The sequence below is a fragment of the Cellulosimicrobium sp. SL-1 genome (assembly GCF_011033075.1).
Lineage (GTDB): Bacteria > Actinomycetota > Actinomycetes > Actinomycetales > Cellulomonadaceae > Cellulosimicrobium > Cellulosimicrobium funkei.
On record NZ_JAACJC010000002.1, the window covers coordinates 334,243 to 360,006 of the forward strand.

Here is a 25,764-nt window from a genome sequence, read left to right on the forward strand (position 1 = left end):
ATACACGCCTGAAACGCGGGCGCGACAGGATCGCGGCCATGCACCTGACGCCCGCCGACACCGAGAAGCTGCTGCTCGCCGTCGCGGGCATGGTCGCCCGTGACCGGCGCGAGCGCGGCGTCTTGCTCAACTACCCGGAGACGGTCGCCCTCCTGACGACGTGGGTGATCGAGCGGGCCCGCGAGGGGGCCGCCGTGGAGGAGCTCATGGTCTCCGGGCGCGCCGTGCTGGGCCGCGACGAGGTGATGGAGGGCGTCGCGGAGATGCTGCCCGACGTCCAGGTCGAGGCGACGTTCCCCGACGGGCGCAAGCTCGTCACCATCCACCAGCCCATCGCCTGAGCCGGTCCCGGCGACGCGACGCACGACGAGAGGACGGCGAGGCATGGCAGGCATCAGCACCTCGGGACCGGGCGCGATCCGGCTCCGGGAGGGCGCGGAGGACGTGCCGCTCGTCCTCAACGCCGACCGCTCGGACGACGAGCGCGTGACCCTCGTCGTGACGAACACGGGCGACCGGCCCGTGCAGATCGGCTCGCACCTCCACCTGCCCGACGCCAACGCGGCGCTCGACCTCGACCGCGCGGCGGCGCACGGCTTCCGGCTGGACGTGCCGTCCGGCACGTCGCGGCGGTTCGAGCCCGGCGCGTCCGCCGAGGTCCAGGCCGTCGCGCTGCGCGGCCGACGACGCGTCCCCGGTCTCCAGCGCGGCAAGCCCGACGGCGGCGCCCTGGACCCCACCGCACCCGAGGAGGACTGACGCATGGTCGCGATCTCCCGCGAGCGCTACGTCGCGCTCTACGGCCCGACGACGGGCGACCAGGTGCGCCTCGGCGACACCGACCTGTGGATCGAGGTCGAGGAGGACCGCACGTTCGGGGGCGAGGAGGTCGTGTTCGGCGGCGGGAAGTCGCTCCGCGAGTCGATGGCCCAGGGCACGACGACCCGCGCCGAGGGCGCGCTCGACACGGTGATCACCAACGCCGTCGTGCTCGACTGGTGGGGCATCGTCAAGACGGACGTGGGGATCCGCGACGGGCGGATCGTCGCGCTCGGCCGCGCGGGCAACCCCGACGTCGCGGACGGCGTGCACCCCGACCTGCACATCGGCCCGAGCACGGACGTCGTGAGCGGCGAGGGCAGGATCCTCACCGCGGGCGGCATCGACTCGCACGTGCACCTCATCTCGCCGTCGCAGGTCGTCGAGGCGCTCGCCACGGGCATCACGACGGTCGCGGGCGGCGGCACCGGCCCGAGCGAGGGCACGAAGGCCACGACGGTCACGCCCGGCGCCTGGCACCTGGAGGCGATCCACCGCTCGCTCGACCGGCTCCCCGTGAACGTGCTGCTGCTCGGCAAGGGGAACACCGTGAGCGCCGAGGGTCTGCGCGAGCAGGCGATGGCCGGCGCGGGCGGCTACAAGGTGCACGAGGACTGGGGGTCCACGCCCGCGGCGATCGACGCCGCGCTTCGGGCCGCCGACGACTGGGGCCTGCAGGTCGCGCTCCACTCCGACTCGCTCAACGAGGCGGGGTTCGTCGAGTCGACCCTCCGGGCGATCGGCGGCCGCTCGATCCACGCGTTCCACGCCGAGGGCGCGGGCGGCGGGCACGCGCCCGACATCCTCACCGTCGCGAGCCACCCGAACGTCATCCCCGGCTCGACGAACCCCACCCTCCCGCACACGGTGAACACCGTCGCCGAGCACCTGGACATGCTCATGGTGTGCCACCACCTCAACCCGCAGGTGGCGGAGGACCTCGCGTTCGCCGAGTCCCGCATCCGCGGGACCACGATCGCCGCCGAGGACGTGCTGCACGACCTCGGCGCCATCTCGATCACGTCGTCCGACGCTCAGGCCATGGGGCGCATCGGCGAGGTCGTGACGCGGACGTGGCAGGTGGCGCACGTCATGAAGGCGCGGCGCGGCCCGATCCCCGGCGGCGCCCCCGGGCCCGTCCTGCCGGCCGACAACCTGCGCGCCCGGCGCTACGTCGCGAAGTACACGATCAACCCGGCCGTCGCGCACGGGATCGACGCGCACGTCGGGTCCGTCGAGCCCGGCAAGCTCGCCGACCTGGTGCTGTGGGAGCCGAAGCTGTTCGGCGTGCGGCCGAGCGTCGTCATGAAGGGCGGGGCGCTCGTGTGGGGCGCGCTGGGCGACCCCAACGCGTCCATCCCGTCGCCGCAGCCCGTGCTCATGCGGCCCGCGCTCGCCGACGCGATCGGGGCCGACGTGTCCGTGTCGTTCGTGTCGCCCGCCGCGCTCGATGACGGCCTCGCGGAGCGGCTCGGCCTGGCCCGGACGCTCCTGCCCGTGGCCGGGACGCGCGACGTCGGGAAGGCGCAGATGCGCAACAACGACTACCTGCCCCGGATCGACATCGACCCCGAGTCCTTCGCGATCGAGGTCGACGGCGAGCTCGTCGTCCCCGCCCCCGCCGACCGGCTGCCCCTCGCGCAGCTCTACTCGCTGTTCTGACATGGACGGCCTCTCCCGCCACGACGCCGACGGGCGCGCCGAGCTCATGCTCGCGCTCCTCGCCGACGCGCGGCTGCCGACCGGCGGCCACACGCAGTCCGCGGGCCTCGAGCCCGCGCTGCGCGCCGGGATGCCCGCCGCGCGCGTCCCCGACTACGTGCGCGCCCGCCTGGCCACCGTCACGCGCACCGAGGCCGCGACCGCGGTCGTCGCGCGGCACGCGGCGCTCACGCCCGACGACGACCTCCCGCCCGTCACGGTCGCCCTCGCCGACACCTGGGTCGCGTGGGCGGCGCGGACGCCGTCGCCCGCGCTCCGCGAGACGTCGCAGCGGCTCGGCCGGGGCTACCTCCGGCTCCTGCGCCGCCTGTGGGCGGGGCACCCCGCGGTCGCCGCGCTCGACGCGGCGGCGGCGCTCGTCGCCGCCGCGCGCCCCGCGGACGAGGGACGCGGCGGTCCGGGCGACCGACCGCCGTCGGGCCGCCGGGCGCCGCAGCCCCCGCGCCCCCTGGTGCTCGGGGTGACGGCCGCCTGCGCGGGGCTGTCCGCGCTGCAGGTCGCGCGCCTCGTCGGGTACGAGGACGTGCAGACCGTCGCCGCGGCCACGCTGAAGCTCGAGCCCGTCGACCCGGTCGTCGCGACGAGCTGGGTCGTCGCGTCGCAGGCCGCGATCGACGCGCTCGCCCACGACGTCGCCCCCCTGACCGACCCCCGCGCGATCCCCGCGCACGGCGCACCGCTCGTCGAGCAGTGGGCCGAGACCCACGCCCGCACCACCGAGAGGCTGTTCAGTGCCTGAGAACCTGCCCGACGCTCCGACCTCCACGACCCCCACGACCCGCTCGCTGCGCCTCGGCGTCGCCGGCCCCGTCGGCACCGGCAAGAGCTCGCTCATCGCGCTCCTGTGCCGCGAGCTGTCCGAGGTGCTGCGCCTCGGGGTCGTCACCAACGACATCTACACGGACGAGGACGCGCGGTTCCTGCGCTCCGCGGGCGTGCTCGACCCCGAGCGCATCCGCGCGGTCGAGACCGGCGCGTGCCCGCACACCGCGATCCGCGACGACGTCACCGCCAACCTCCTCGCCGTCGAGGACCTCGAGGAGGACTTCGCGCCGCTCGACGTCGTGCTCGTCGAGTCCGGCGGCGACAACCTCACCGCCACCTTCTCGCCCGCGCTCGTCGACGCGCAGATCTTCGTGCTCGACGTCGCCGGGGGCGGCGACGTCGCGCGCAAGGGCGGGCCGGGGATCGCCCGGGCGGACCTGCTCGTCGTCAACAAGACCGACCTCGCGCCGTACGTGGGGGTGGACGTCCCGCGCATGGTCCTCGACGCGACGGCCGCGCGCGACGGCGCCCCCGTGCTCGCGCTCTCGCGCCTCGACCGCGAGTCGATCGACACGCTCACGACGTGGGTGCAGACGCTGCTCGCGGCGCACCGGGCCGGTGCGCACGTGCCGCAGGACCCGGGCCCGATGGCGCCCCACTTCCACGCCGACGAGGACGGCGGCGGGTTCCTCCACACCCACGGTGAGGGCGACGCCCCGCACGACCACTCGCCCGCCCACGACGACCACTCCCCCGCCCACGTGCACGACGCCGCAGCCGCGGAGCCGGTGACCGCGCCCGGGCGCGGCTGACCCCGGGCGACGAGCCGCACGTGGACGACGTGACGCGCGTCGGGGCGTACCGCGAGGGCGGCCGCGTGCGTTGCGACCTGCGCCCCGGCGCGCTGAGCCCGCGCGTGCTGTCCGCGAGCCCCACGAGGGTGCGCGTCGCGCTCGTCGCGACGCGCGCGATGCTCCTGGGCGGCGACCGCGTCCGGGTCGAGGTGCACGTCGGGCGCGGCGTCGAGGTCGAGCTCGTCGAGGTGTCGGGCACCGTCGCGTACGCCGGGCGCGGCCGGTCCGCGTCCTGGGACGTCGCGGTCCGGGTGGACGACGACGGCCTCCTCGTCTGGGACGCGCTGCCGTTCGTCGTCGCGGACGGGGCCGACGTCGACCGGCGCACCGACGTGCGCCTCGGCAGGAGCGCCGTCGCGCTGCTCCGCGAGACGCTCGTGCTCGGCCGGACCGGGGAGCGGGGCGGGCGCCTGCGCTCGCGCACCCGGGCCACCGACGAGACCGGGGCCCCGCGAGAGTCACCAGATGCAGGGGGCACGCCCCGGCAGGCGCGCGAGCTCTTCGTCGAGGACCTCGACCTCGGCGACGACCGGGCGCTGCCCGGGATCCTCGGTGACGCCCGCGTCGTCGACTCGGTGCTGTGCCTGGGCGCCCGGCCGCCCGCGGCGCACGCCGCCGCCCCGTCCGGCCCCCTGCGGCTCGACCTCGACGGCCCGGGCGCCGTCGTCCGCCACCTGGGGGCGAGCACCCACGACGCCGGCACCGACGGCGTCGTCACCGCCTGGGCGGCGGCCGTGCGCGGCACGCGCGGCCTCCCCGACCTCGGCCTCCCCGACCACCGCACCGCACTGCTGACGACAGGAGCCTGACATGCACGTCCCCGACCACTTCCTCGACGACCCCACGTCGGCGACCACCGCCGTCGTGTCCCTCGCCGCCGTCGGGTACGCCGCGTACCGGGCACGCGAGGACCTCACCCCCCGGCGCGTCGCGCTCACGGCCGCGACGACCGGGTTCGTCTTCGCCGTGCAGATGCTCAACTACCCCGTCGCCGCCGGCACGAGCGGGCACCTCATGGGCGGGGCGCTCGCGGCGGCGCTCGTCGGGCCGTGGCTCGGCGTGCTGTCCGTGACCGCCGTGCTGCTCGTGCAGGCGCTCGTGTTCGCCGACGGCGGGCTCACCGCCCTGGGCACGAACGTGCTCCTCATGGCCGTCGTCGGGACGCTCGTCGGCTGGGCGGTGACGCGCGGGGTGCTCCGCGCGACGCGCGGCCGGGGCGCCGCGGCCGCCGCCGGCGCCGGCGCGCTCGTGAGCGTCCCGGTGTCCGCCGCGGTGTTCGCAGGCCTCTTCGCCGTCGGCGGGACCGTGCCGGTCCCGGTCGGCGAGCTCGTCGGCCAGATGCTCGGCGTGCACCTCCTCGTCGGGCTCGGCGAGGCGCTCATCACCGCCGGCGTCGTCGGCCTCGTGCTCGCCGTCGCACCGGGCGTCGCGGCCGTCGAGGACCGCCGGGCCACCGCGCTCGCGCCGTCCGCCCCCCTCGCCGCGGTGCGGCGCGCCGTCCTCGCCCTCGGCACCGGGGCGCTGCTCGCCGCCGTCGTCGTGTCGTCGTTCGCCGCGGCGACGCCCGACGGGCTCGAGGCGACCGCCGAGTCGGTCGGGTTCGCCGACGCCGCACGCGACCACGCGTTCGCGGGCGCACCCCTCGCGGACTACGGCGAGGTCGGCGGGATCTTCGTCGGCGTCGCAGGGCTCGTCGGCGTCGCGCTCGTCGTCGCGCTGACCGTCGGCGTGCTGGGCGCGGGCCTGCGCGCCGCCGGCCGTCGCACCGCCCGGGCCGGCGTGACCGGATCGTGACTGCCTGACACGCCCCGTTAACAACCCGGGCAGAACGCCCGAAACACGCCGTCACTAGCGTCGACGACCGTGGGCACCGCGCAGGGCGCACGGCCGTATACGCGCCCGTACCCGGAGCCCGCGAGGAGCGGCCGCCCGTCCGGCAGCCGTCGGCACCCGCCGAGAACCCCGCTGTGAGAACCCGCTGAAAGGACCCTCGTGACACCTTCACGCGCCACGACCCGTCTCGCCCCGGCCGCCGCCCTCGTCGCGCTCGCGCTCACGCTCACCGCGTGCGGCGCGAGGACGGAGGCCGGCGAGGGCGGGGGCTCCACGACCAGCGCCGCCGAGAGCTGCGTCGACACCTCCGGCGACACCGTCAAGATCGGCTTCCTCAACTCGCTCTCGGGCACGATGGCCATCTCCGAGCAGACCGTCGCGGACTCGCTCGCCCTCGCGGCGGAGGAGATCAACGCCGACGGCGGCGTGCTCGGCAAGCAGCTCGAGATCGTCCAGGAGGACGGGCAGTCCGAGCCCACCGTCTTCGCGGAGAAGGCGGAGAAGCTCATCACGAGCGACTGCGTCGCCGCGGTGTTCGGCGGCTGGACCTCCGCGTCGCGCAAGGCGATGCTCCCCGTCTTCGAGGCGCAGGACTCGCTGCTGTTCTACCCCGTCCAGTACGAGGGCCTCGAGTCGTCGCCGAACATCTTCTACACCGGCGCGACGACGAACCAGCAGATCGTCCCCGCGCTCGACTACCTCAAGGAGCAGGGCGTCACGTCGATCTTCCTCGTCGGCTCCGACTACGTCTTCCCCCGCACCGCGAACAAGATCATCAACGCCTACGCGGAGGCCCACGGCATCGAGGTCCTCGGCGAGGAGTACGCGCCCCTCGGCCACACCGACTTCTCCACCATCGTCAACAAGGTGAGGTCCGCCGGGGCCGACGCCGTGTTCAACACGCTCAACGGCGACTCCAACGTCGCGTTCTTCAAGGAGTACAAGAACGCCGGGCTCGGCCCGGACACGATGCCCGTCGTGTCGGTGTCGATCGCCGAGGAGGAGGTCGGCGGCGTCGGCATCGAGAACGTCGAGGGCCAGCTCACGGCCTGGAACTACTACCAGACCATCGACAGCCCGGAGAACACCACGTTCGTCGAGGCGTTCCAGGCGAAGTACGGCGCCGACCGCGTGACGTCGGACCCGATGGAGGCCGCGTACACGTCGCTCTACCTGTGGAAGGGCATGGTCGAGAAGGCCGAGTCGTTCGACGTCGCCGACGTCCAGGAGGCCGCCGACGGCGTGACCTTCGACGCGCCGGAGGGCTCCGTCACCGTGGACGGCGACAACCACCACGTCGCCAAGACCGCGCTCATCGGCAAGATCGGTCCCGACGGCCTCATCTACACCGAGTGGAGCTCGGGCGAGCCGATCGAGCCCGACCCGTACCTCGAGGGCTACGACTGGGCCGAGGGCCTCTCGTAGTCGGGGAGGCCCGCCGGGCTTGAGCCCGGCGGCAACTGGGGTGTGAGCGCCGGGTCTACCATCCGCCCGCTCGTTCCTCGCGGGCTCCCGCCAGACCCGCCACGACCCGGCGCTCACACCCCGCTCCCCGCCTCTCCCGTCACGTCGCCGCACGCGGCACCCTGCCCCCTCGCACGCACCCACCGGAAGGCGTACCGCCCATGGACGTGCTGTTCTCGCAGCTCTTCGCGGGCCTGAGCCTCGGCTCGGTCCTGCTCCTCGCCGCCCTCGGGCTGGCGCTCACGTTCGGTCAGATGGGCGTCATCAACATGGCGCACGGCGAGTTCATGATGGCGGGCGCCTACACGGCGTTCGTCGTGCAGGGGGTCGTCGGGAACGCCGGGCTCTCGCTCCTCGTGTCGCTGCCGCTCGGGTTCCTCGTCGGCGGGCTGCTGGGCCTGCTGCTCGAGGCGACGCTCATCCACCGCATGTACAAGCGGCCGCTCGACACCCTGCTCGTGACCTGGGGCGTCGCGCTCGTGCTCCAGCAGGTCGCGCGCGACGTGTTCGGCGCCCCGAACGTCGACGTGCGCGCCCCCGCCTGGCTGAGCGGCGCGGTCGACCTGTTCGGCCTCGCCGTCCCGAGGACGCGCGTGTTCATCCTGGCGCTCGCCGTCGTCGCCGTCGTCGCGCTGGCCGTCGTGCTCAAGGTGACGCCGCTCGGGCGGCGGATCCGCGCCGTCGTGCAGAACCGGGACCTCGCCGAGGCGAGCGGGGTCTCCACCCGTGCGACGGACCGCCTCACGTTCTTCGTCGGCTCGGGCCTCGCGGGGATCGCGGGCGTCGCGCTCACCCTGCTCGGGTCCATCGGGCCCACGCTCGGCACGAGCTACGTCGTCGACGCGTTCCTCGTCGTCGTGGCGGGCGGCATCGGGCAGATCAAGGGCACGGTCGTCGCCGCGTTCGCGCTCGGGCTGCTCCAGGCCACCTTCGAGTACTCGACGACGGCGAGCATCGCCAAGGTGCTCGTGTTCGTCGTCATCGTCGTCTTCCTCCAGGTGCGACCCCAGGGCCTCGTGTCGGTCCGGACGAGGAGCCTCGCATGACCGCCGTCACGACCGGGAGCCCGTCACGGCTCGCCGCCCTGTACCGCTCGTCGCGCGCCCGCGTGGTCGTCGGGTTCGCCGTCGCCGCGGTCCTGCTGTTCGCCGTCGCGCCCGCGACGCTGTCCACGTTCCGGCTCGGCCTGCTGGGGAAGTTCCTGTGCCTCGCCATGGTCGCCGTCGGCATCGGGCTCGCGTGGGGCCGCGGCGGGATGCTCACGCTCGGCCAGGGCGTGTTCTTCGGCCTCGGCGCGTACCTCATGGCGATGCACCTCAAGCTCGCGGACGCCGGGCCGGACGGCGTCCCGGACTTCATGATGCTCTACGGCTCGGGCGAGGTCCCGGGCTGGTGGGAGCCGTTCCGGTCGCCCGTCGTGACGATCCTCGCCATCGCGGTCGTACCCGCGGGCCTCGCCGCGCTGCTCGGGTTCGCCGTCTTCACGCGACGCGTGCGGGGCGCGTACTTCGCGATCCTCTCGCAGGCGCTCGCCGCCGCGTTCGCGATCCTCCTCGTCGGCCAGCAGGCGACGACGGGCGGCACCAACGGCCTCAACGGGTTCCGCTCGTTCTTCGGGTACGACCTCGCCGACCCCGTGAACAAGCGGATGCTCTTCTTCCTCGCCGCCGGGGCCCTCCTCGTCATGGTCGCGGTCGCGCGCCAGCTCATGGTGTCGCGGTTCGGCGAGCTGCTCGTCGCCGTGCGCGACCAGGAGAACCGCGTGCGGTTTCTCGGCTACGACCCCGCGAAGGTCAAGGTCGTCGCGTACGCCGTCGCCGCCTTCATGGCCGCCGTGGGCGGTGCGCTGTTCGTGCCGATCGTCGGGATCGTCTCGCCCGCCGACGTGGGCGTCGTGCCGTCGATCGGCTTCCTCATCGGGGTCGCGATCGGCGGCCGGGCCACCCTGCTCGGGCCGGTGCTCGGGTCCGTCGCCGTGAGTTGGGCACAGACGAGCCTGTCCGAGACGTTCCCGTCCGGCTGGATCTACGCGCAGGGCGCGCTGTTCATCCTCGTCGTCGCGTTCCTGCCCGGCGGCCTCGCCGAGCTGTTCACGCGACGGCGCCGGTCGCGCGCCACCCCCGTGCCCGACGGCGGCCCCACCCCGGCCGGCGACGCCGCCTCGGAGGACGCTCGCCCGGGCGGCGGCACCACCGCGGGCGGGTCGGCCACCGCGGGGACGACCGCCGTCGACCACGACCCCGCGACCACCGGGAGGACCGCATGACCACCCGACCCACCGAGCCCGCCGCGGACGCGGCGGCCGCGGCGACCGACCTGGAGGCGCTCGGCGCCGCCGTCCTCGAGACCGGCGTCGCGGGCGACGGCCTCGACCTGGAGGCCGCGCAGGCCGTCCTCGGCGTCGACGACTCGCGCTTCCGCCACGACTACCTCCAGGTCCGGGGGCTGCGCGTCGAGTTCGACGGGTTCGTCGCCGTCCAGGGCGTCGACCTCACCGTCACCGCGGGCGACCTGCGCTTCCTCATCGGGCCCAACGGCGCGGGCAAGACGACGATCGTCGACGCGATCACCGGTCTCGCCACGGCGTCCGGCTCGGTGCAGTTCGGGGGCGTCGAGCTCCTCGGGAAGAAGACGCACCGCATCGCGCGGGCGGGCGTCGGGCGCACGTTCCAGACCGCGAGCGTCTTCGAGGAGCTGAGCGTGCTGCAGAACCTCGACATCGCGGCCGGCGCCGGCCGGGGCCCGCTCACGCTGCTGCGCCGCCGGTCCTCGACCCCCGCGGCCGTCGAGCAGGCGCTGGAGACCGTCGGGCTCGCCCACCTGCGCGACGTCCAGGCGGGGATCCTCGCGCACGGGCAGAAGCAGTGGCTCGAGATCGGCATGCTGCTCGTCCAGGACGCGCGGCTGCTGCTCCTCGACGAGCCCGTCGCCGGCATGAGCCAGGCCGAGCGCGAGCAGACGGGAGAGCTGCTGCGACGCATCGGCGCCCAGCGGACCGTCGTGGTCGTCGAGCACGACATGGAGTTCCTGCGGGCGTTCGCGTCCTCGGTGACCGTGCTGCACCTCGGGCAGGTGCTCGCCGAGGGCACGTACGCCGAGGTCCAGGCCGACCCGCGCGTGCAGGAGGTCTACCTCGGCAGCGCGGGCGCGACCCGCGGTGCCCGACGACGGGGTGCGGCGCCGACGTCGTCGGCCCCGACGACCGACGAGAAGGAGGCGTGATGCTCGAGCTCACGGGCCTGCACGCCGGCTACGGCCGGACCATGGTGCTCCACGGCGTCGACGTCACCGTGCCCGCCGGTGGCGTCGCCGCCGTGCTCGGGCACAACGGCGCCGGCAAGACGACGCTCCTGCGCACCGCGCTCGGGCTGCTCAAGGCTCGGTCGGGGAGCGTCGTGCTCGACGGCGAGGACCTCACCCGCCTCCCGACCCACCAGCGCGTGCGGCGCGGTCTCGCGTACGTGCCGCAGGGGCAGCAGTCGTTCGGCGACCTCACGGCGCGGGAGAACCTCCAGCTCGTCGCCGACACGTCGCGCGAGGGGCCGCGCCGCCTCGACGAGGCGCTCGACCTGTTCCCCGCCCTGCGCGGGCTGCTCGGCCGGCGGGCGGGGCTCCTGTCCGGCGGGCAGCGCCAGCAGCTCGCCATCGCGCGCGCCCTCCTCACCGGCCCGCGCGTGCTCGTGCTCGACGAGCCCACCGAGGGCATCCAGCCGTCCGTCGTCACGGAGATCGAGGACGCGATCCTCACGCTCACCGACGCGGGCGGGCTGTCCGTGCTGCTCGTCGAGCAGCACGTCGGGTTCGCGCTCGGCGCGGCACGCGACTACGTCGTCCTGCAGTCCGGGCGCGTGACGAGCCGCGGCGCGGGCGGCGAGGCCGCCGAGCACAGCGTGCGCGCGGCGATGGCGGTGTAGGCACCGTGCTCGCGGGGCGGTGGGTGGCCACCGGCGACCGACGGCACGGCGCGTGCGGACGGTGAGAGCACGGACCGGGGCCCGGGCCGACGACCCGGGCGCCCGCACGGACGTCGTCACCGCGTCGGAACGGGCCACCACCTCGCTGCGTGACGCCGTGTACGGACGCCTGCGGGGCGAGATCCTCGACGGGCGCGTCGACCCCCGCGAACGGCTCACCGAGCCCAAGCTCGGCCGACGGTTCGGCGTGTCGCGCACCCCCGTGCGCGAGGCGCTGTCCCGCCTGCTGTCCGACGGCCTCGTCGAGCGCACCGACTTCGGGTACGCCGTCGTCGTGCCGAGCCTGGCCGAGCTGCGCGACCTCGACGAGCTGCGCGCGACCCTCGAGCTCCGAGGCCTCGACCGCGTCATCGAGAACCCGGGGCTGCGCCACGACACGGACGTGCTGCGCGCCGAGCTCGCGCGGTGGGTCGAGCTCCGCGCCACCCCTCCCCGGCCGGACCCCGGCTTCGTGCTGCTCGACGAGCGCTTCCACACGGCGCTGTCCCGCGCGGCCGGGAACGAGCGGATGACGCAGGCGCTCGTCGAGGTCAACGAGAAGGTCCGCGCCGTGCGGCGGTACGACTTCGTCGAGGACGAGCGCGTGCGCAGCACCGTCGACGAGCACGTCCGGATCCTCGAGCTCGTGCTCGCCGACCGGCTCCCCGAGGCCCGCACCGCCCTGCACCACCACGTCGGCGCGTCGCTCGCCGTCGTCACGGAGCGCGCCGCCCGGGCGCTCGCGCGCATGGCGGTCGCGGGCTGACGGCGGACGACGACCCGCCGTCCCGACCGCACCTCGTCCGCAGCAGCGACCGGACGGCCGCGCCCACCGACGACGTGCGGCTGTCGTCCGGGCCCCTCGCGCCGACGTCGAGCCGCGCTCCTGGACGAGCGGCGTCCGCCTGCGGTGCCGGCCCTATCGTTGCGGGGTGACGGACGCACGGATCGCTCGCCAGTTCGTGACGCTCACGTTCCTGATCGCCTACGGGCTCTCCGGCGGTCTGATCGTGGCGGCCCGCTCCGGCTACGAGGTGCACAACGTCGTCACCACGGTTCCCGAGCTCCTGGCGAACGTGCCGTTCGCGCTCTACATCCTCTCGCCCGCGATCGCCTCCTACGTCGTCCTGCGAGCGAACCGGAGGGTCTCAGGCCTCCGGGAGTGGCTGCGGCTCGTCTTCGCCGTCCGTGGCCGTCCCGCGGGGTTTCTGCTCGCCCTCTCCGCGCTCGCGCTGTACTTCGTGCTCCACCTGCTGGTCTCCGGACCGTCAGCGCACGCGCTCCCGTGGTTCATGTTCTTCCTGTCCCTGCCGGGCAATCTCGTCATCGGCGGCATGGAGGAGGCCGGCTGGATGACCGCGCTGCAACCCGGGCTCGATCGGCGGTGGGGGTTCGTCCCGTCCTCGCTGGTGGTCGGGATCGTCTGGCTCCTCTGGCACGTGCCGCTCTTCTTCATTCCCGGCACGAACCACGAGTCCGGTCAGATCGACTTCTGGATGTTCGCGGTCCAGGTCATGGCGTTCCGCTTCCTCTACGGCGCGATCTTCCGGGTGGCGGACACGAACGGGGTGCTCCTGTGCATCCTCACCCACACGGTGTTCAACGCCGCCAGCTTCACCCTCGGCATCCCGCCGACGACCTGGGCGGGCACCCTCGCCGCCAACGTGGGAGTGGTGATCCTTGCCCTCGTGTCGGTGACGCTCTCCCCGCGGGCTCAGGCGACTCGTCGATGGCGCGTCGAGCCCTGAGCGGCACTGTGGAGAGGCAGCCCAGCGACAGAACGCCACGGCCGCGGATCGCCGATCTCTCTCGAACCACCGGCTTGAGCCCGCAGGTTGCGTCGAGAGGGGCCCTCGTTGTCGGTAGCTCCCGGCTGTGTTCTACCGAACGAGGCGGAGCGGTGATGCGACGAACTCCATGGCATCTCGACACCCGCGAGCATCGGAGCGGCGTCAGGGTGTACTCCACGCAGGATCGATCAGAGTGGCCTACATCTCGGCAACAACACGTCACTACATCTGCATGTCGGCGAAGCGCTGGTAGTGGCCCTGGAACGCGACGGTGATCGTGTCGGTGGGACCGTTACGGTGCTTGGCCACGATGAGATCCGCCTCGCCCGCGCGTGGCGACTCCTTCTCGTAGGCGTCCTCGCGGTGGAGCAGGATCACGACGTCGGCGTCCTGCTCGATGCTGTTGTGTGCCGCGATGCCGTTCGCGACGAAGTTGTGCCCGTCGAGGACTGTGGCGTCGTAGACCTGTTTCTCCCCCATCGGCTCGATCGAGACGACCTCGTCCCACAGGAGGTCGTTGACGGCCATGATCTCCAGCTCCTCGCTCTCGAGCACAGCCGCGATCTTGCCGAGGCGGTGCCTCGACGGGGAGTTCTTCCACAGCGCGCTGCCGCAGAACTCGGTGCCGATCGCTGCCGCGAACTCGCGGTGCGTCATGCCGCGCTCGACGAGGATCTCGCGGACGTCGTCCCAGACCCGGCGCGGGACGGTGTCGACGTTCGTGTTGGCCCGCGTCTCGCGGATGATCGTCAGCAGCTTCTCGGCGACATCGCCGCGGTCGCCGTGCACGCCGATCTCCTGGAGGAAGCGGCGCTGGTCGTCCACCCCGCTCACGTCGAGCGTGTACCCGGGGCGGTACGACCCCTTGGGTGTCGCCGCGCGCACGCGCGTCGAGATGCCGAAGCGGAGCAGGAGGCGCGACAGCCCGTCGACGACCTCACGGGACGTCGAGGCGTAGTAGATCCGACCGCTGCGCCCGTTCTTGTTGATCGTCACCGAGCCGTCCGTGGCCCAGATGTGCTTGATGAAGAGCGCGATCTGACGCTTGGGCAGGTGGAAGACGCTCGTCGGGATGAACTTCTCGTGGCTGCGCGCCCCGAACAGGCCCAGGTCGTCGAGCCACTCGGCGATGGGGTTCCGGCGGCCGCGAGCGAGACGGTAGGGCGCCGGGAGGCGCAGGGTCGTGACTCTTGCGGCGGCATATTCATCGCGGATCGGGGTGATGCCGAAAGCGCCTGCGGCCTCGGAGACGGTCGCGAGGTTCCGCTCGTCGATCGAGGCGTAGCGGATCGGCTGGCGCTTCACGAACGACCCGTCACCGAGGAGGTGCGCGAGCATGACGACCTTGCGGTCGTCCCACTCCAGGTTCCGCTCCGGCCCCGGTACGTGGCGCGGCACACCGATGCGCGAGCCCACCTCCAGGTCCCCGAGCGCCGTCCAGCCGTCGTAGGTGAGGAACGGGTGGTTCGCCGTCGCCTCGATCTCCTTGCCCGACGCGAGGCGCATCCTGAACACCGGCTTCACCCCGGTGGGGAACACGTGGGTGAGGTGACGGCGCACGTACTGGAGCCGGTCGTTGAGCGCCCACACGGGGACGTCCTTGGCGTTGAGCGCGAACAGCTCACCGAGACTGGTCTCCGCACCGGTGTCCGCGCGCAGGATCTTCGTGTCCTCGGTGAGGCAGCCCGACTCACGCAGGTCGCTCATCTGCGGCTTCTTGTCGCCACGCTGTTCCGGACCACGGTTCAGCTGCGAGATCGCGATGACAGGAACCTCGAGCTCCTTCGCGAGCAGCTTGAGCGCACGCGAGAACTCCGAGACCTCCTGCTGGCGCGACTCGACGCGCTTGCCGGAGCTCATGAGCTGGAGGTAGTCGATGACGACGAGCTTGAGGTCGTGGCGCTGCTTGAGCCGACGGCACTTGGCGCGGATCTCCATGAGCGACATGTTCGGCGAGTCGTCGATGAACAGCGGAGCCTCGGCGACCTTGCCCATCGTCGAGGCGAGCTTCTGCCAGTCCTGCTCGTCCATCTTCCCGGAACGCATCCGCGTGAGCGGCACCTTCGCCTCGGCGGCGAGCAGACGCATCGTGATCTCGTTGCGGCTCATCTCCAGGGAGAAGATGACGGCCGCCATCTGGTGGTGCACCGCGGCGTGCGTCGCGACGTTGATGCCGAGGACGGAATTGTGCGTCGGCACCATCGACCGTCCCGCGAGGTACAGGTGCGACGGGTGGTCCACCTCGACGCAGCGCACCGGCACCGGGTCGACGCGTCGGACGTCGACCACGAACCGCGAGGTGAGCCGCGCCGTCCCAGGGCGACGGCGCTCCTTGTGGACGAGCCGCTTGCGCTCCAGCCAGAAGACGTCGTCCTCGGTCGTGAAGGTGATCGTGTACGCCGTGGACGAGGACTCGGTCCGACCCTGGACGGCCTTCGTCGACCACCCCGTGCGGTATCCCAGGGACAGGACCAGCTCTCGCGTCTGCAACGCGAGGCGCTCGCTCGTCAGCGAGATCTGGACGCTTCCCTGCGGCGTAACCGTCCCGTCGGTGTCGAGCAGACCCGCGAGAAGCTCGCGTCGTTGCGTCTCGCTCGCGCGCAGATACGCCGCGGGGATGTGCTTGTTCGACAAGACTCCGAGCGCGCGGAGCCGTCCACCCATGGTGCCGTTCGTCGCGTGGCACCTCTGGCACCGTCGGAAGCCCCACCCGGGCTCGCCGCAGTCCGGGCACGTCGGAGGCGCAGGCCGCTCCATGCCGCGCGACCGCGCTGCGCAGGCCTTCCCGCACGCCAGGAGAGTCGCGCGCTTCGGGGTGAACTCACCGCCGCACGCGATGCACGCTCGAACAACGGGCTCTGGCTCGGGCAGGAGCATGTTGTACGCCCGCGCACGCCCCTCCGCCTTCCCCTTCGGCTGTGCGACGTAGCCCAGCCCTTCGATCCGCATCGCGATCTCGGGGTCGGCGGACGTGAACTCGGCGCGCCGAGAGCTACCGTCGCCCAGCCAGACCCCGAGCGCATACGGGTGGATCGGGAGGTCGGCCTCGGGAAGGTCCAGCGGTGCCGTCGTGGCGATCGAGTGGTTCGCACGGTTGTCCGCCGTGACACAACGGACCGTGGCCGCGAGCTCCTCGGTCGTGCGGACGGACGACTCGGGCGTCTCGCCGGCGCGGACCGCGCGTCGCTGGGCACGGGTCGAGGTCACCCACTGGTGCTGCGCGTCCGCGACGATCACGGTGCCGTCGTCGAGTTCGACCTCGTAGCAGGGGCGGTCGACCATGACCTCGGTCGCCGCGACGACGCGTGTGGGCGTCCCGTCCGCGGAGACCAGCAGATCACCGACCGCGACCTCGCCCATCGTCGTCCAGCCCGACGGCGTGGGCAGGGGCGTGTCGAGCGCGAGCGCCTTGCCGATGGCCGGCCGCGCCGCGACGACGATCATCTGGCCAGGGTGCAGGCCGTTGGTGAGCCGGTCGAAGTCGGAGTAGCCGGTGGGGACGCCGGTCATGCCCTCGCCGCGCCCCTGGGCGGCCTCGATCTCGTCGAACGTGGGCCCGAGGATCTCGGCGAGGGGGAGGTAGTCCTCCGTCGTGCGCCGCTCCGTGACGGCGTAGACCTCGGCCTGGGCGTTGTTGACGATCTCGTCGACGTCGCCGCCGTCGGTCGCGTAGCCGAGCTGCACGATGCGCGTGCCCGCCTCGACGAGGCGGCGCAGGACCGCACGCTCGCGGACGATGCGCGCGTAGTACCCGGCGTTGGCGGCGGTCGGCACGCCGGCCATGAGGTCGTGGATGTAGGGCGCGCCGCCGATGCGCTGGAGCTCGCCGCGCTTGGTCAGCTCCGCGACGACGGTGATGGCGTCGGCGGGCTCGCCGCGACCGTAGAGGTCGATGATCGACTCGTAGACGATCTCGTGCGCCGGACGGTAGAAGTCGGAGCCGCGGATCTGCTCGATGACGTCCGCGATGGCGTCCTTCGACAGCAGCATGCCGCCGAGCACGCTCATCTCGGCGGCGACGTCCTGGGGCGGCGTCCGGTCGAACCCCGACGGCCCCGGTCCCCCGTAGCTCTCCTCGAGCTCCTCGATCGACATGCGCCCCTCGCTCCCCCGGGACTGGAACGGCCCTTGCGGGACCGCACGACCGGGACCACTCTTCGTCGTACACGTGTTCTACCGCGGGCCACCCACACGACTGTCCCGGTGGCCGCGCCCCCCGCCTCCGACAGGCACGACCCCGCGACACTAGATCGCCACCGGACGCCCTGCAAACGGCCCTGTGCACGCCCGGTGGACAGGGACCCCCGTTCCTGTGGACACAGTCCCCCACACTGTGCACACCCGGTGGAAAACGGTGTGGACAACCTCACGATCTTCCTGTGTACATCGCCGTGAGCGGCCTCTGACCAGCCTCATCACTACCCTCAGGGGTGTGGAAGAAAGAAAGTCGGGCGACACGCCGACGACACGCCGGACACCGTCCGGCCACCCCGACGACACCGGGCCGCCATCCGGCCCCGGTGCGTCGTCCACAGGTCCCCGCGCACGGTCCCGGCTCGACCGCGAGATCCTGGCCCTCGCCGTCCCGGCGCTCGGCGCGCTCGTGGCCGAGCCGCTGTTCGTGCTCGTCGACAGCGCCGTCGTCGGCCACCTCGGCACCGCGCAGCTCGCGGGCCTCTCCCTCGCGTCGACCCTCCTCGTGACCCTCGTCGGCCTGTGCGTCTTCCTCGCCTACGCGACCACGGCCGCCGTCGCGCGCCGCATCGGTGCGGGCCACACGCGGGAGGCGCTCCAGTCCGGGATCGACGGCCTCTGGCTCGCCGTCGGGCTCGGCGCGCTCCTCGCCGCCGTCCTGTGGACGACCGCCCCGTGGGCCGTCGGCGCGATGGGCGGCACGGGCGAGGTCGCCGAGCACGCCGTGGTCTACCTCCGCTGGTCCGCGCTCGGCCTCCCCGGGATGCTCCTCGTCCTCGCGTCCACCGGCGTGCTGCGCGGCATGCAGGACACCCGGACGCCCCTGTGGGTCGCCGCGGGCGGCGCGACGTTCAACGCGGTCCTCAACGTCGTCCTCGTCTACGGGGCAGGGCTCGGGATCGCCGGGTCCGGCATCGGGACGGCCGTCGCCCAGCTCACCATGGGCGCGGTGCTCGTCGTGGTCGTGGTGCGCGGCGCCCGGCGCCACGGCGCGTCGCTGCGGCCCGCCGCAGGCGGGATCTGGGCCAACGCGCGCGCCGGCGCGCCGCTCTTCGTGCGCACGCTCTCGCTCCGCCTCGCGATCCTCCTCACCGTGTTCGTCGCGACCGGGCTCGGGGAGGTCACGCTCGCGGGCTACCAGGTCGTGAACTCCGTCTGGGGGCTCGCGGCCTTCGCGCTCGACGCGCTCGCCATCGCGGCGCAGGCGCTCGTCGGGCACGGGCTGGGGGCCGACGACGTCCCCCGCGTCCGCGCCGTCCTGCGCCGCACCCTCCAGTGGGGCGTCGCCGCCGGGGCAGGCCTGGGCGTCGTCATGGCCGCGGGCGGCTGGTGGTTCGCGCTCCTCTTCACGTCCGACCCCGAGGTCCGCACCGCCGTCGCCGTCGGCATGGCGGTGTGCGGCGTCCTCCTGCCGATGGCAGGGTGGGTGTTCGTGCTCGACGGCGTCCTCATCGGCGCCGGGGACGGCCGCTTCCTCGCCTGGGCGGGCATGCTCACGCTCGTGGTCTACGCGCCGTTCGCGCTCGCCGTCCGGCACTGGGCGCCCGACGGCGCGGCGGGCCTCGCGTGGCTCTGGCTCGCCTTCGCAGGGGTCTTCATGGCGGCACGCGCCGTCACCACCGGGCTCCGCGCGCGCGGGAGCGCCTGGATGGTCACCGGCACCGCCTGAGGGCTCGGCGCGCGCAGCCGAGCACGACGGGGCCGGACGCGACGAAGGCCCGGCCCCTCCGAGGAGGGACCGGGCCTTCGTGGACTGCTCAGCAGCAGATCAGGCAGCGACGACCTTCACCGCGAGGGTCGCGGAGACCTCCGGGTGGAGGCGGACGGAGACCGTGTAGTCCCCCGTCGCCTTGATCGGCTGACCGATCTCGATCTTGCGCTTGTCGACCGACGCACCGGCGGCCGTCACGGCGGACGCGATGTCCGCCGTCGTGACGGCGCCGAAGAGGCGACCGGCAGCGCCGGCCTTCGCCTCGACGACGACCGGCTTCGCCTGCAGCGAGTCGCGGATCGCCTTCGCGTCGTCGAGCGACGCGATCTCGCGGGCCTTGCGCGCCTTGCGGATCGCAGTCACCTGCGACTCGGCGCCCTTGGACCACGGCGTGGCGAGCTTGCGCGGGACGAGGAAGTTACGGGCGTACCCGTCCTTCACCTCGACGACGTCGCCGGGCTCACCGAGACCGGTGACCTCGTGGGTCAGGATCAGCTTGGCCATGAGTTCTCTCCCTTCCCGCTCAGCGAGCCGTCGACGTGTACGGCAGCAGCGCCATCTCGCGCGCGTTCTTCACCGCACGGGCGATCTGGCGCTGCTCCTGGACGGAGACGCCGGTCACGCGACGCGCGCGGATCTTGCCGCGGTCGGAGATGAACTTGCGCAGCAGCGCCGTGTCCTTGTAGTCGACCGACTCGATCTTGGCCGACTTCAGCGGGTTGGACTTCTTCTTGGGCTTGCGCACCACAGGCTTCGCCATGGTGTTGCTCCTCTACAAGGTGCGATCCCCGCGCGCGGACCGCGCCGACGAGCGGCGCGGCACCCGCGGGGACGGGTGTGTGTTCTGGGAGTGGCGGACGATCAGAACGGGGGCTCGTCGGAGAACGAGCCACCGGACGACGCGGGACCAGCCGTGGCCCACGGGTCGTCGCTCTGCTGCTGACCGCCGCCGGAGCTGAATCCGCCGCCGGAGGCGCCGCCGGAGTTGGCGCCACCTCCGTAGCCGCCACCGCCGCCGAAGCCGCCGCCACCGCCACCCGAGCGCTGAGCGCGGGTGACCTTGGCAGAGGCGTAGCGCAGGGAAGGACCGATCTCGTCCACCTGCAGCTCGACGACGGTGCGCTTCTCCCCCTCACGGGTCTCGTACGAGCGCTGGACGAGGCGACCCTGCACGATGACGCGCATGCCCTTCGTCAGCGACTCCGCGACGTTCTCCGCGGCCTCGCGCCAGATCGAGCAGCGCATGAACAGGGTGTCCCCGTCCTTCCACTCGTTCGACTGGCGGTCGAAGGTCCGCGGCGTGGACGCCACCGTGAAGTTGGCCACCGCCGCACCCGAGGGGGTGAAACGCAGCTCCGGGTCTCCCGTGAGGTTCCCGATCACCGTGATGACGGTGTCACCTGCCATGGCCAGCTCCTTCGTGTGTCGTCTGTGTCGTCGACGGCGCCGCGCGCCTCGCTCGTAACGTTCTCGCGTCGCTCATCCCACCACGCGGCGCCCACACGCGCTACGGCGTGCAGCATCCCGGTGCAGGACGGTCGAACGGGGGAGACGGGGAGGATCAGCGAGCGTCCGTGCGCAGGATCTTGGTCCGCAGGACGACCTCGTTGAGGCCGAGCTGACGGTCCAGCTCCTTGGCGGTGTCGGAGGTCGACGTGAAGTCGACGACCGCGTAGATGCCCTCGGACTTCTTGTTGATGTCGTACGCCAGGCGGCGACGACCCCAGATGTCCACCTTGTCGACGGAGCCGCCGTCAGTCTTGATGACCGACAGGTACTTGTCGAGCGACGGGGCGACGGTGCGCTCCTCGATCTCGGGGTCGAGGATGATCATCAGTTCGTACTGACGCATGCGGATAACCCACCTCCTCTGGTCTTCGCGGTCACGGTCTCTCCGTGACAGGAGGGTTCATGCTTCATGCTGCTGCCGTCCGACGGGCGGACGGCAGCTCCCCAGGGTACCCGCTCGGCGCGGGCGCCCGGAAATCTGCGGCCGACGGGCAGGTCAGCCCCGGCCCGGGATGATGCCGCCGACGTTGCCGTTGCCCCCGCCGGCGTTCCCTCCCCCGCCCGGGTTCCCGGGTTCCGTGGGCGACGGGTCCGGGTTCTCCGGGTCCGTGGGATCGGGAGGCGGTTGCTGGCCCGGGTCGGCGCCCTTCGAGACGACGAGCGCGATGGTCGACCCCGGCGGGACCTCGCTCATGGACGACTGGCTGATCACGTAGCCCCGGGGCTGCTGGTCGGAGAACTCCTCGGTGATCCGCACCTTGAGGCCGGCGCCCTCGAGCTGGGCGCGCGCGGCGCGAGCCTCCATGCCGACGACGGACGGGACTGCCACGTTCGCCGGCTGCTGCGGCTCCTCCGGCTCCTCGGGCGGCGCCTCCTCGGTCGGGGTCTGCGTCGGGGTCTCCGTCGGGGTCTCCGTCGGCTTCGGCTTGGGCGGGCTGTAGGGCAGGAACTCGCCCTCCGGGAGGTTCGCCGCCGCGACCTGCATGTAGGACGCCCAAGCCTCGACGGGCCACGAACCACCGGTGATCTCGGGGTTGCGCATGTCGGCCCAGCGCCCGAACGGCGTGATCTGCTCCTCCTCGCCGTTCGGTCCGACCTGGTAGAGGCCGACGACCGTCGCGAGCCCGGGGGTGAATCCCGCGAACCACGCCGACTTGTTCTCGTTCGACGTACCCGTCTTGCCGGCGGCGGGCCGCCCGATCTCCTGCGCGGGCTTCCCCGAACCCTGCTTGACGACCTCCGCGAGCGCGTACTGCGTGGCCGACATGGTCTCCGTGGTGAACTCCTGGGTGCGCTTGTCGGCACCCGGCGCCTGGTACACGAGGTTGCCGCGCGAGTCCGTGACCGACGCGACGATGTGCGGGGTGGACCGCAGGCCGCCCGAGGCGATGGTCGCGTACGCGTTCGTGAGCTCCAGCGGCGTCACGGTCGCGGTGCCGAGGACGTTGGCCGCGTTGCCCAGCACCTCCGTGCGGTCCGAGATGCCGAGGCGGTGGGCGACCTCCGCCGTCTTCTCAGGGCCGGTCTCGATGTTGAGCGCCGCGTACACGGTGTTCACGGAGTTGGCGGTCGCCTTGACCAGGTCGATGTCGCCGTAGGGCACGTCCCCGAAGTTCCGGACCTTCCAGTCCTCGCCGTTGTTGGCGTCGGGGAACGTCTTGGGCGAGTTGCCGTCGTAGCGCTCGTCGAGCGTGTGCCCGGCCTCGAGCGCCGCGATGAGGGTGAACGGCTTGAACGTCGAGCCTCCCTGCGCTGCACCTCGCGTCGCGTTGTTGTACGCCTGGGTGACGTAGTCGGGACCCCCGTACAGGGCTCGGATCGACCCGTCGTTGGGGTCGATCGACACGATCGCGGGGCGCAGGTTGGGCGAGACGGGGTTCTCGTCGCCTCGCGCCTCCTGCGGGAGGGAGTTCGCGGTGTCGACCGCGGCCTGCTGCATCGTCGCGTCGATGGTCGTGGTGACCTTGTAGCCCTTGGTCTGGAGGGCGTCGAACGAGATGTCGTTCTTCGCGAGCTCGTCCTCGACCATGCCGAGCAGATAGCCGGTGGGCCCCTCGTACTTCTGGGACTTGACGTACGGGATCGCCTCGGGGAAGCCCGCGTCCACCGCCGCCTGGCGCTCCGCGGCGGTGATGTGGCCGTCCTCCTCCATGTTCCGCAGCGTCCGCTTCCACCGCTCCTCGGCCTGGGCGTGGTTGACGGCCGGGTCCCAGTTGCTGGGGCTGGGGATGATGCCGGCGATCATGGCCGCCTGCGAGACCGTGAGGTCGGCGGCGTTCACGCCGTAGTACTTCTGCGCCGCCGCCTGGATGCCGTAGGCGCCGCGACCGAAGTAGATGGTGTTGAGGTAGTTGCCGAGGATCTCCGACTTGTCCTGCTGCTGCGTGATCTTGACGGCGAGGATCGCCTCGCGCGCCTTGCCCGCGTAGTCCGTGACCGAGTCCGTGTAGTACCGCTCGACGTACTGCTGTGTCAGCGTGGACGCGCCCTGACGGCCGCCGCCCTTGATGTTGTTGTAGAAGGCGCGCGCGATGCCCTTGACGTCGACGCCGGAGTTCGTCCAGAACGTGCGGTCCTCGGAGGCGACGACGGCGTTGCCGACGTACGGCGGCAACGTCGCGTAGTCGACGATCTCGCGGTTCTCGACCGCGTACTTGCCCATCTCCGTGGTGCCGTCACCCCAGTAGACGGTGGACGTCTGGGCCCCCACGCTCGGCAGCTTCGTCGGCACCTCGGTCGTGAACCACGCGGCGACGGCGACGCCCGCGACGAGCGCGATGCCCGTCAGCATGGTCCCGACGACCACGCGCCACGACGGCAGCCAGCGGCGGACGCCCTTGACGTGCGAGCGTGGGTAGTTGAAGAACCGACGGCGCCCGCGCGGGGTCGGCCGTCCGTTCGTCCTCGTGGATCGCGCCACGGTCTACCTTCCTCTGGGGGGCATCGAGGAGCCGGCTCGCGTCGACCGCGGGCCTGCCCGTGGGCCGCCGTGCGGGGACCACCTGACCGATGGGACGGGCCCTGCCTCGGGGGCGGGCCGCCGTCGGGCACGAGGTCGGCGCACGCCGGACCACCCTGAACAATAGGGCGTCACCCTGTCCCGACAAGGGTTCAGCGCACCGTGAGCGGGATCGTCCGCCATTGATTCGCCCGGGCGTCCCGCCGCCTCCGCGGGTTCTTCACATGCCCGGCGACGTGTGTCACAGTCCGGTCAGGATTGCACGACACATCGGGACGACCTAACCTGTCGATGTATCGACTCGATACATCGGGTCGAACCAGATCCCAGCGAGTCCCTCCGGGGCTACGCCGAGGAGCGTCAGGAGGTGGGATCGTGCGGAGCAAGACACCTGTGCTCGAGACCGCGATCCTGGGTCTCCTCAAGGAGGCGCCGCTGCACGGGTACGAGCTGCGCAAGCGGCTCAACATCATGCTCGGCTCCTTCCGCGTGCTGTCCTACGGCTCGCTGTACCCCGCCCTCAAGTCGCTGGTGGCCCGCGGGCTCATCACCGGCACGGAGCAGTCGGCCGCGCAGTCGACCCTCGCGCCCGCCCTCTCGGGCAAGCGCGCGCGGATCGTCTACGAGCTGACGGCCGAGGGCAAGGAGCACCTCCAGACCGTCCTGGCCTCCTCCGGGCCGGCGGCGTGGGAGGACGAGAGCTTCGACGTCCGGTTCGCGTTCTTCGCGCAGACCGACGCCGAGACCCGCATCCGCATCCTCGAGGGCCGGCGCACCCGGCTCACCGAGAGGCTGGAGGCGGTCAGGGAGTCCGCGGCTCGCACGCGCGAGCGGCTCGACGAGTACACGCTCGAGCTGCAACGTCACGGACTCGAGCAGGTCGAGCGCGAGGTGCGCTGGCTCGACGGTCTCATCACCACCGAGCGCGACAGGAGCTCCGGGCACCCCCGGGGCGCCGCCCGCGCGCGGTCCAGCAGCACCCCGCATCCTGCGGAACCATCCGAGCAGGAGCCCGACGGCGCGAGGCGTCCCGAGGACCCTGGAACAACGAACACCAAGGAGCGAGGATGACCTCCATCCGCGTCGCCATCGTCGGCGTAGGCAACTGCGCATCGTCCCTCGTCCAGGGCGTGCACTTCTACCGTGACGCCGACCCGAGCAGCACCGTCCCGGGCCTCATGCACGTCCAGTTCGGCGACTACCACGTGTCGAGCCTGGAGTTCGTGGCGGCGTTCGACGTCGACGCGAAGAAGGTCGGCTTCGACCTCTCGGAGGCCATCAACGCCTCCGAGAACAACACGATCAAGATCGCCGACGTCCCGCCGCTCGGCGTGACCGTCCAGCGCGGCCCGACCCTCGACGGCGTCGGCAAGTACTACGCGCAGACGATCGAGGAGTCGGACGCGGAGCCGGTCGACGTCGTCGCCGCGCTGCGCGAGGCGCAGGTCGACGTGCTCGTCTGCTACCTCCCCGTGGGCTCGGAGCAGGCCGCGAAGTTCTACGCGCAGGCCGCGATCGACGCCGGCGTGGCGTTCGTCAACGCGCTCCCCGTCTTCATCGCGTCCGACCCGGAGTGGGCCGCGAAGTTCGAGGAGGCCGGCGTCCCGATCGTCGGCGACGACATCAAGTCGCAGGTCGGCGCGACGATCACGCACCGCGTGCTCGCGAAGCTCTTCGAGGACCGCGGCGTCGTGCTGGACCGCACGTACCAGCTCAACGTCGGCGGCAACATGGACTTCAAGAACATGCTCGAGCGCGAGCGCCTGGAGTCCAAGAAGATCTCCAAGACACAGGCCGTGACCTCGAACCTCGAGGGCCCGCTCGGCGGCAAGACGGAGGACCGCAACGTCCACATCGGCCCGTCGGACTACGTCGCGTGGCTCGACGACCGCAAGTGGGCGTACGTGCGCCTCGAGGGCCGCGCGTTCGGCGAGGTCCCGCTGAACCTGGAGTACAAGCTCGAGGTGTGGGACTCCCCCAACTCCGCCGGCATCATCATCGACGCCGTCCGCGCCGCGAAGATCGCCAAGGACCGCGGCGTCGGCGGCCCGATCCTCTCGGCCTCGACGTACTTCATGAAGTCCCCGCCGGTCCAGATGGAGGACACGAAGGGCCGTGCGCAGCTGGAGGCCTTCATCGCCGGTGAGGTCGAGCGCTGACCTGGAGCGCAGTGGAGGGTGAGGGCCGAGGT

At 72.4% G+C, this 25,764-nt stretch carries 23 protein-coding genes; 17 read left to right on the forward strand and 6 right to left on the reverse strand.

The genetic code is table 11. The features are described from left to right. Positions 1-38: 38 nt before the first annotated feature. From GWJ10_RS04090 to GWJ10_RS04155, 14 genes are all read left to right on the forward strand, one after another. Positions 39-341 carry an urease subunit gamma gene (locus GWJ10_RS04090; protein WP_043654671.1) on the forward strand — a complete coding sequence of 101 codons (303 nt, stop codon included), beginning with the start codon at positions 39-41 and terminating at the stop codon, positions 339-341. 43 nt (positions 342-384) lie between these two features. Further along, positions 385-759, forward strand: coding sequence for an urease subunit beta (ureB, locus tag GWJ10_RS04095; RefSeq protein WP_086150101.1), 375 nt, complete (start codon positions 385-387; stop codon positions 757-759). A gap of 3 nt (positions 760-762) precedes the next feature. Then, on the forward strand, positions 763-2,481 hold the full coding sequence (locus GWJ10_RS04100) for an urease subunit alpha (RefSeq protein WP_163185392.1): 1,719 nt from the start codon (positions 763-765) through the stop codon (positions 2,479-2,481). Between the two features lies 1 nt (position 2,482). Next, on the forward strand, positions 2,483-3,280 hold the full coding sequence (locus GWJ10_RS04105) for an urease accessory UreF family protein (protein WP_206158328.1): 798 nt from the start codon (positions 2,483-2,485) through the stop codon (positions 3,278-3,280). Further along, positions 3,273-4,118: an urease accessory protein UreG gene (ureG, locus tag GWJ10_RS04110; RefSeq protein WP_163185394.1), complete on the forward strand. Its 846-nt coding sequence runs from the start codon at positions 3,273-3,275 to the stop codon at positions 4,116-4,118. Before GWJ10_RS04105 ends, ureG begins: the two co-directional genes overlap by 8 nt. A gap of 20 nt (positions 4,119-4,138) precedes the next feature. Beyond that, complete coding sequence (locus GWJ10_RS04115; protein WP_061268121.1) at positions 4,139-4,969, forward strand: urease accessory protein UreD; 831 nt, start codon at positions 4,139-4,141, stop codon at positions 4,967-4,969. Position 4,970: 1 nt separating this feature from the next. Then, positions 4,971-5,954 carry an energy-coupling factor ABC transporter permease gene (locus GWJ10_RS04120; protein WP_163185396.1) on the forward strand — a complete coding sequence of 328 codons (984 nt, stop codon included), beginning with the start codon at positions 4,971-4,973 and terminating at the stop codon, positions 5,952-5,954. Positions 5,955-6,152: 198 nt separating this feature from the next. Beyond that, positions 6,153-7,418, forward strand: a complete 1,266-nt coding sequence (gene urtA, locus GWJ10_RS04125; protein ID WP_021479860.1) for an urea ABC transporter substrate-binding protein — start codon at positions 6,153-6,155, stop codon at positions 7,416-7,418. Positions 7,419-7,618: 200 nt separating this feature from the next. Further along, complete coding sequence (gene urtB / locus GWJ10_RS04130; protein ID WP_043653602.1) at positions 7,619-8,503, forward strand: urea ABC transporter permease subunit UrtB; 885 nt, start codon at positions 7,619-7,621, stop codon at positions 8,501-8,503. Further along, positions 8,500-9,723: an urea ABC transporter permease subunit UrtC gene (gene urtC / locus GWJ10_RS04135; RefSeq protein WP_163185398.1), complete on the forward strand. Its 1,224-nt coding sequence runs from the start codon at positions 8,500-8,502 to the stop codon at positions 9,721-9,723. The genes urtB and urtC overlap by 4 nt, the downstream gene beginning before the upstream one ends. Beyond that, positions 9,720-10,679, forward strand: coding sequence for an urea ABC transporter ATP-binding protein UrtD (gene urtD, locus GWJ10_RS04140; protein ID WP_163185400.1), 960 nt, complete (start codon positions 9,720-9,722; stop codon positions 10,677-10,679). The genes urtC and urtD overlap by 4 nt, the downstream gene beginning before the upstream one ends. Then, positions 10,679-11,371 (forward strand): urea ABC transporter ATP-binding subunit UrtE, encoded by a 693-nt coding sequence (gene urtE, locus GWJ10_RS04145; RefSeq protein WP_061268117.1) that lies wholly within the window; start codon positions 10,679-10,681, stop codon positions 11,369-11,371. Before urtD ends, urtE begins: the two co-directional genes overlap by 1 nt. 61 nt (positions 11,372-11,432) lie before the next feature. Then, on the forward strand, positions 11,433-12,176 hold the full coding sequence (locus GWJ10_RS04150) for a GntR family transcriptional regulator (protein WP_163185402.1): 744 nt from the start codon (positions 11,433-11,435) through the stop codon (positions 12,174-12,176). 166 nt (positions 12,177-12,342) lie between these two features. Then, the gene (locus GWJ10_RS04155; RefSeq protein ID WP_163185404.1) at positions 12,343-13,158 is read left to right on the forward strand and encodes a CPBP family intramembrane glutamic endopeptidase; all 816 of its coding nucleotides are present in this window, start codon (positions 12,343-12,345) and stop codon (positions 13,156-13,158) included. 264 nt (positions 13,159-13,422) lie between these two features. Here the strand turns inward: GWJ10_RS04155 and GWJ10_RS04160 are convergent, their stop codons facing one another. Continuing rightward, positions 13,423-17,295, reverse strand: a complete 3,873-nt coding sequence (locus tag GWJ10_RS04160) for a replicative DNA helicase (protein WP_163185407.1) — start codon at positions 17,293-17,295, stop codon at positions 13,423-13,425. A gap of 472 nt (positions 17,296-17,767) precedes the next feature. Between GWJ10_RS04160 and GWJ10_RS04165 the strand changes: the two genes are divergently transcribed. Further along, positions 17,768-19,063 (forward strand): MATE family efflux transporter, encoded by a 1,296-nt coding sequence (locus tag GWJ10_RS04165; protein WP_034650875.1) that lies wholly within the window; start codon positions 17,768-17,770, stop codon positions 19,061-19,063. A 99-nt stretch (positions 19,064-19,162) separates the two neighbouring features. On the opposite strand, the gene rplI is transcribed toward GWJ10_RS04165, so the two are convergent. The 5 genes from rplI to GWJ10_RS04190 all read right to left on the reverse strand — a co-directional run bounded on the left by rplI (position 19,163) and on the right by GWJ10_RS04190 (position 23,534). Next, positions 19,163-19,609, reverse strand: a complete 447-nt coding sequence (rplI, locus tag GWJ10_RS04170) for a 50S ribosomal protein L9 (protein WP_021481585.1) — start codon at positions 19,607-19,609, stop codon at positions 19,163-19,165. Between the two features lie 19 nt (positions 19,610-19,628). Then, positions 19,629-19,865 (reverse strand): 30S ribosomal protein S18, encoded by a 237-nt coding sequence (rpsR, locus tag GWJ10_RS04175; RefSeq protein ID WP_021481584.1) that lies wholly within the window; start codon positions 19,863-19,865, stop codon positions 19,629-19,631. A 101-nt stretch (positions 19,866-19,966) separates the two neighbouring features. Next, positions 19,967-20,512: a single-stranded DNA-binding protein gene (locus GWJ10_RS04180; protein WP_021481583.1), complete on the reverse strand. Its 546-nt coding sequence runs from the start codon at positions 20,510-20,512 to the stop codon at positions 19,967-19,969. Positions 20,513-20,666: 154 nt separating this feature from the next. Then, positions 20,667-20,957: a 30S ribosomal protein S6 gene (gene rpsF, locus GWJ10_RS04185; protein ID WP_009863694.1), complete on the reverse strand. Its 291-nt coding sequence runs from the start codon at positions 20,955-20,957 to the stop codon at positions 20,667-20,669. A gap of 153 nt (positions 20,958-21,110) precedes the next feature. Beyond that, positions 21,111-23,534: a penicillin-binding protein gene (locus GWJ10_RS04190; protein WP_163185413.1), complete on the reverse strand. Its 2,424-nt coding sequence runs from the start codon at positions 23,532-23,534 to the stop codon at positions 21,111-21,113. A 414-nt stretch (positions 23,535-23,948) separates the two neighbouring features. On the opposite strand from GWJ10_RS04190, the gene GWJ10_RS04195 reads away from it, so the two are divergent. Together GWJ10_RS04195 and GWJ10_RS04200 are read left to right on the forward strand one after the other, a co-directional pair. Beyond that, positions 23,949-24,644, forward strand: a complete 696-nt coding sequence (locus tag GWJ10_RS04195) for a PadR family transcriptional regulator (protein WP_163185416.1) — start codon at positions 23,949-23,951, stop codon at positions 24,642-24,644. Next, positions 24,641-25,732 (forward strand): inositol-3-phosphate synthase, encoded by a 1,092-nt coding sequence (locus tag GWJ10_RS04200; protein ID WP_074803974.1) that lies wholly within the window; start codon positions 24,641-24,643, stop codon positions 25,730-25,732. Before GWJ10_RS04195 ends, GWJ10_RS04200 begins: the two co-directional genes overlap by 4 nt. The last annotated feature ends 32 nt before the right edge of the window (positions 25,733-25,764 follow it).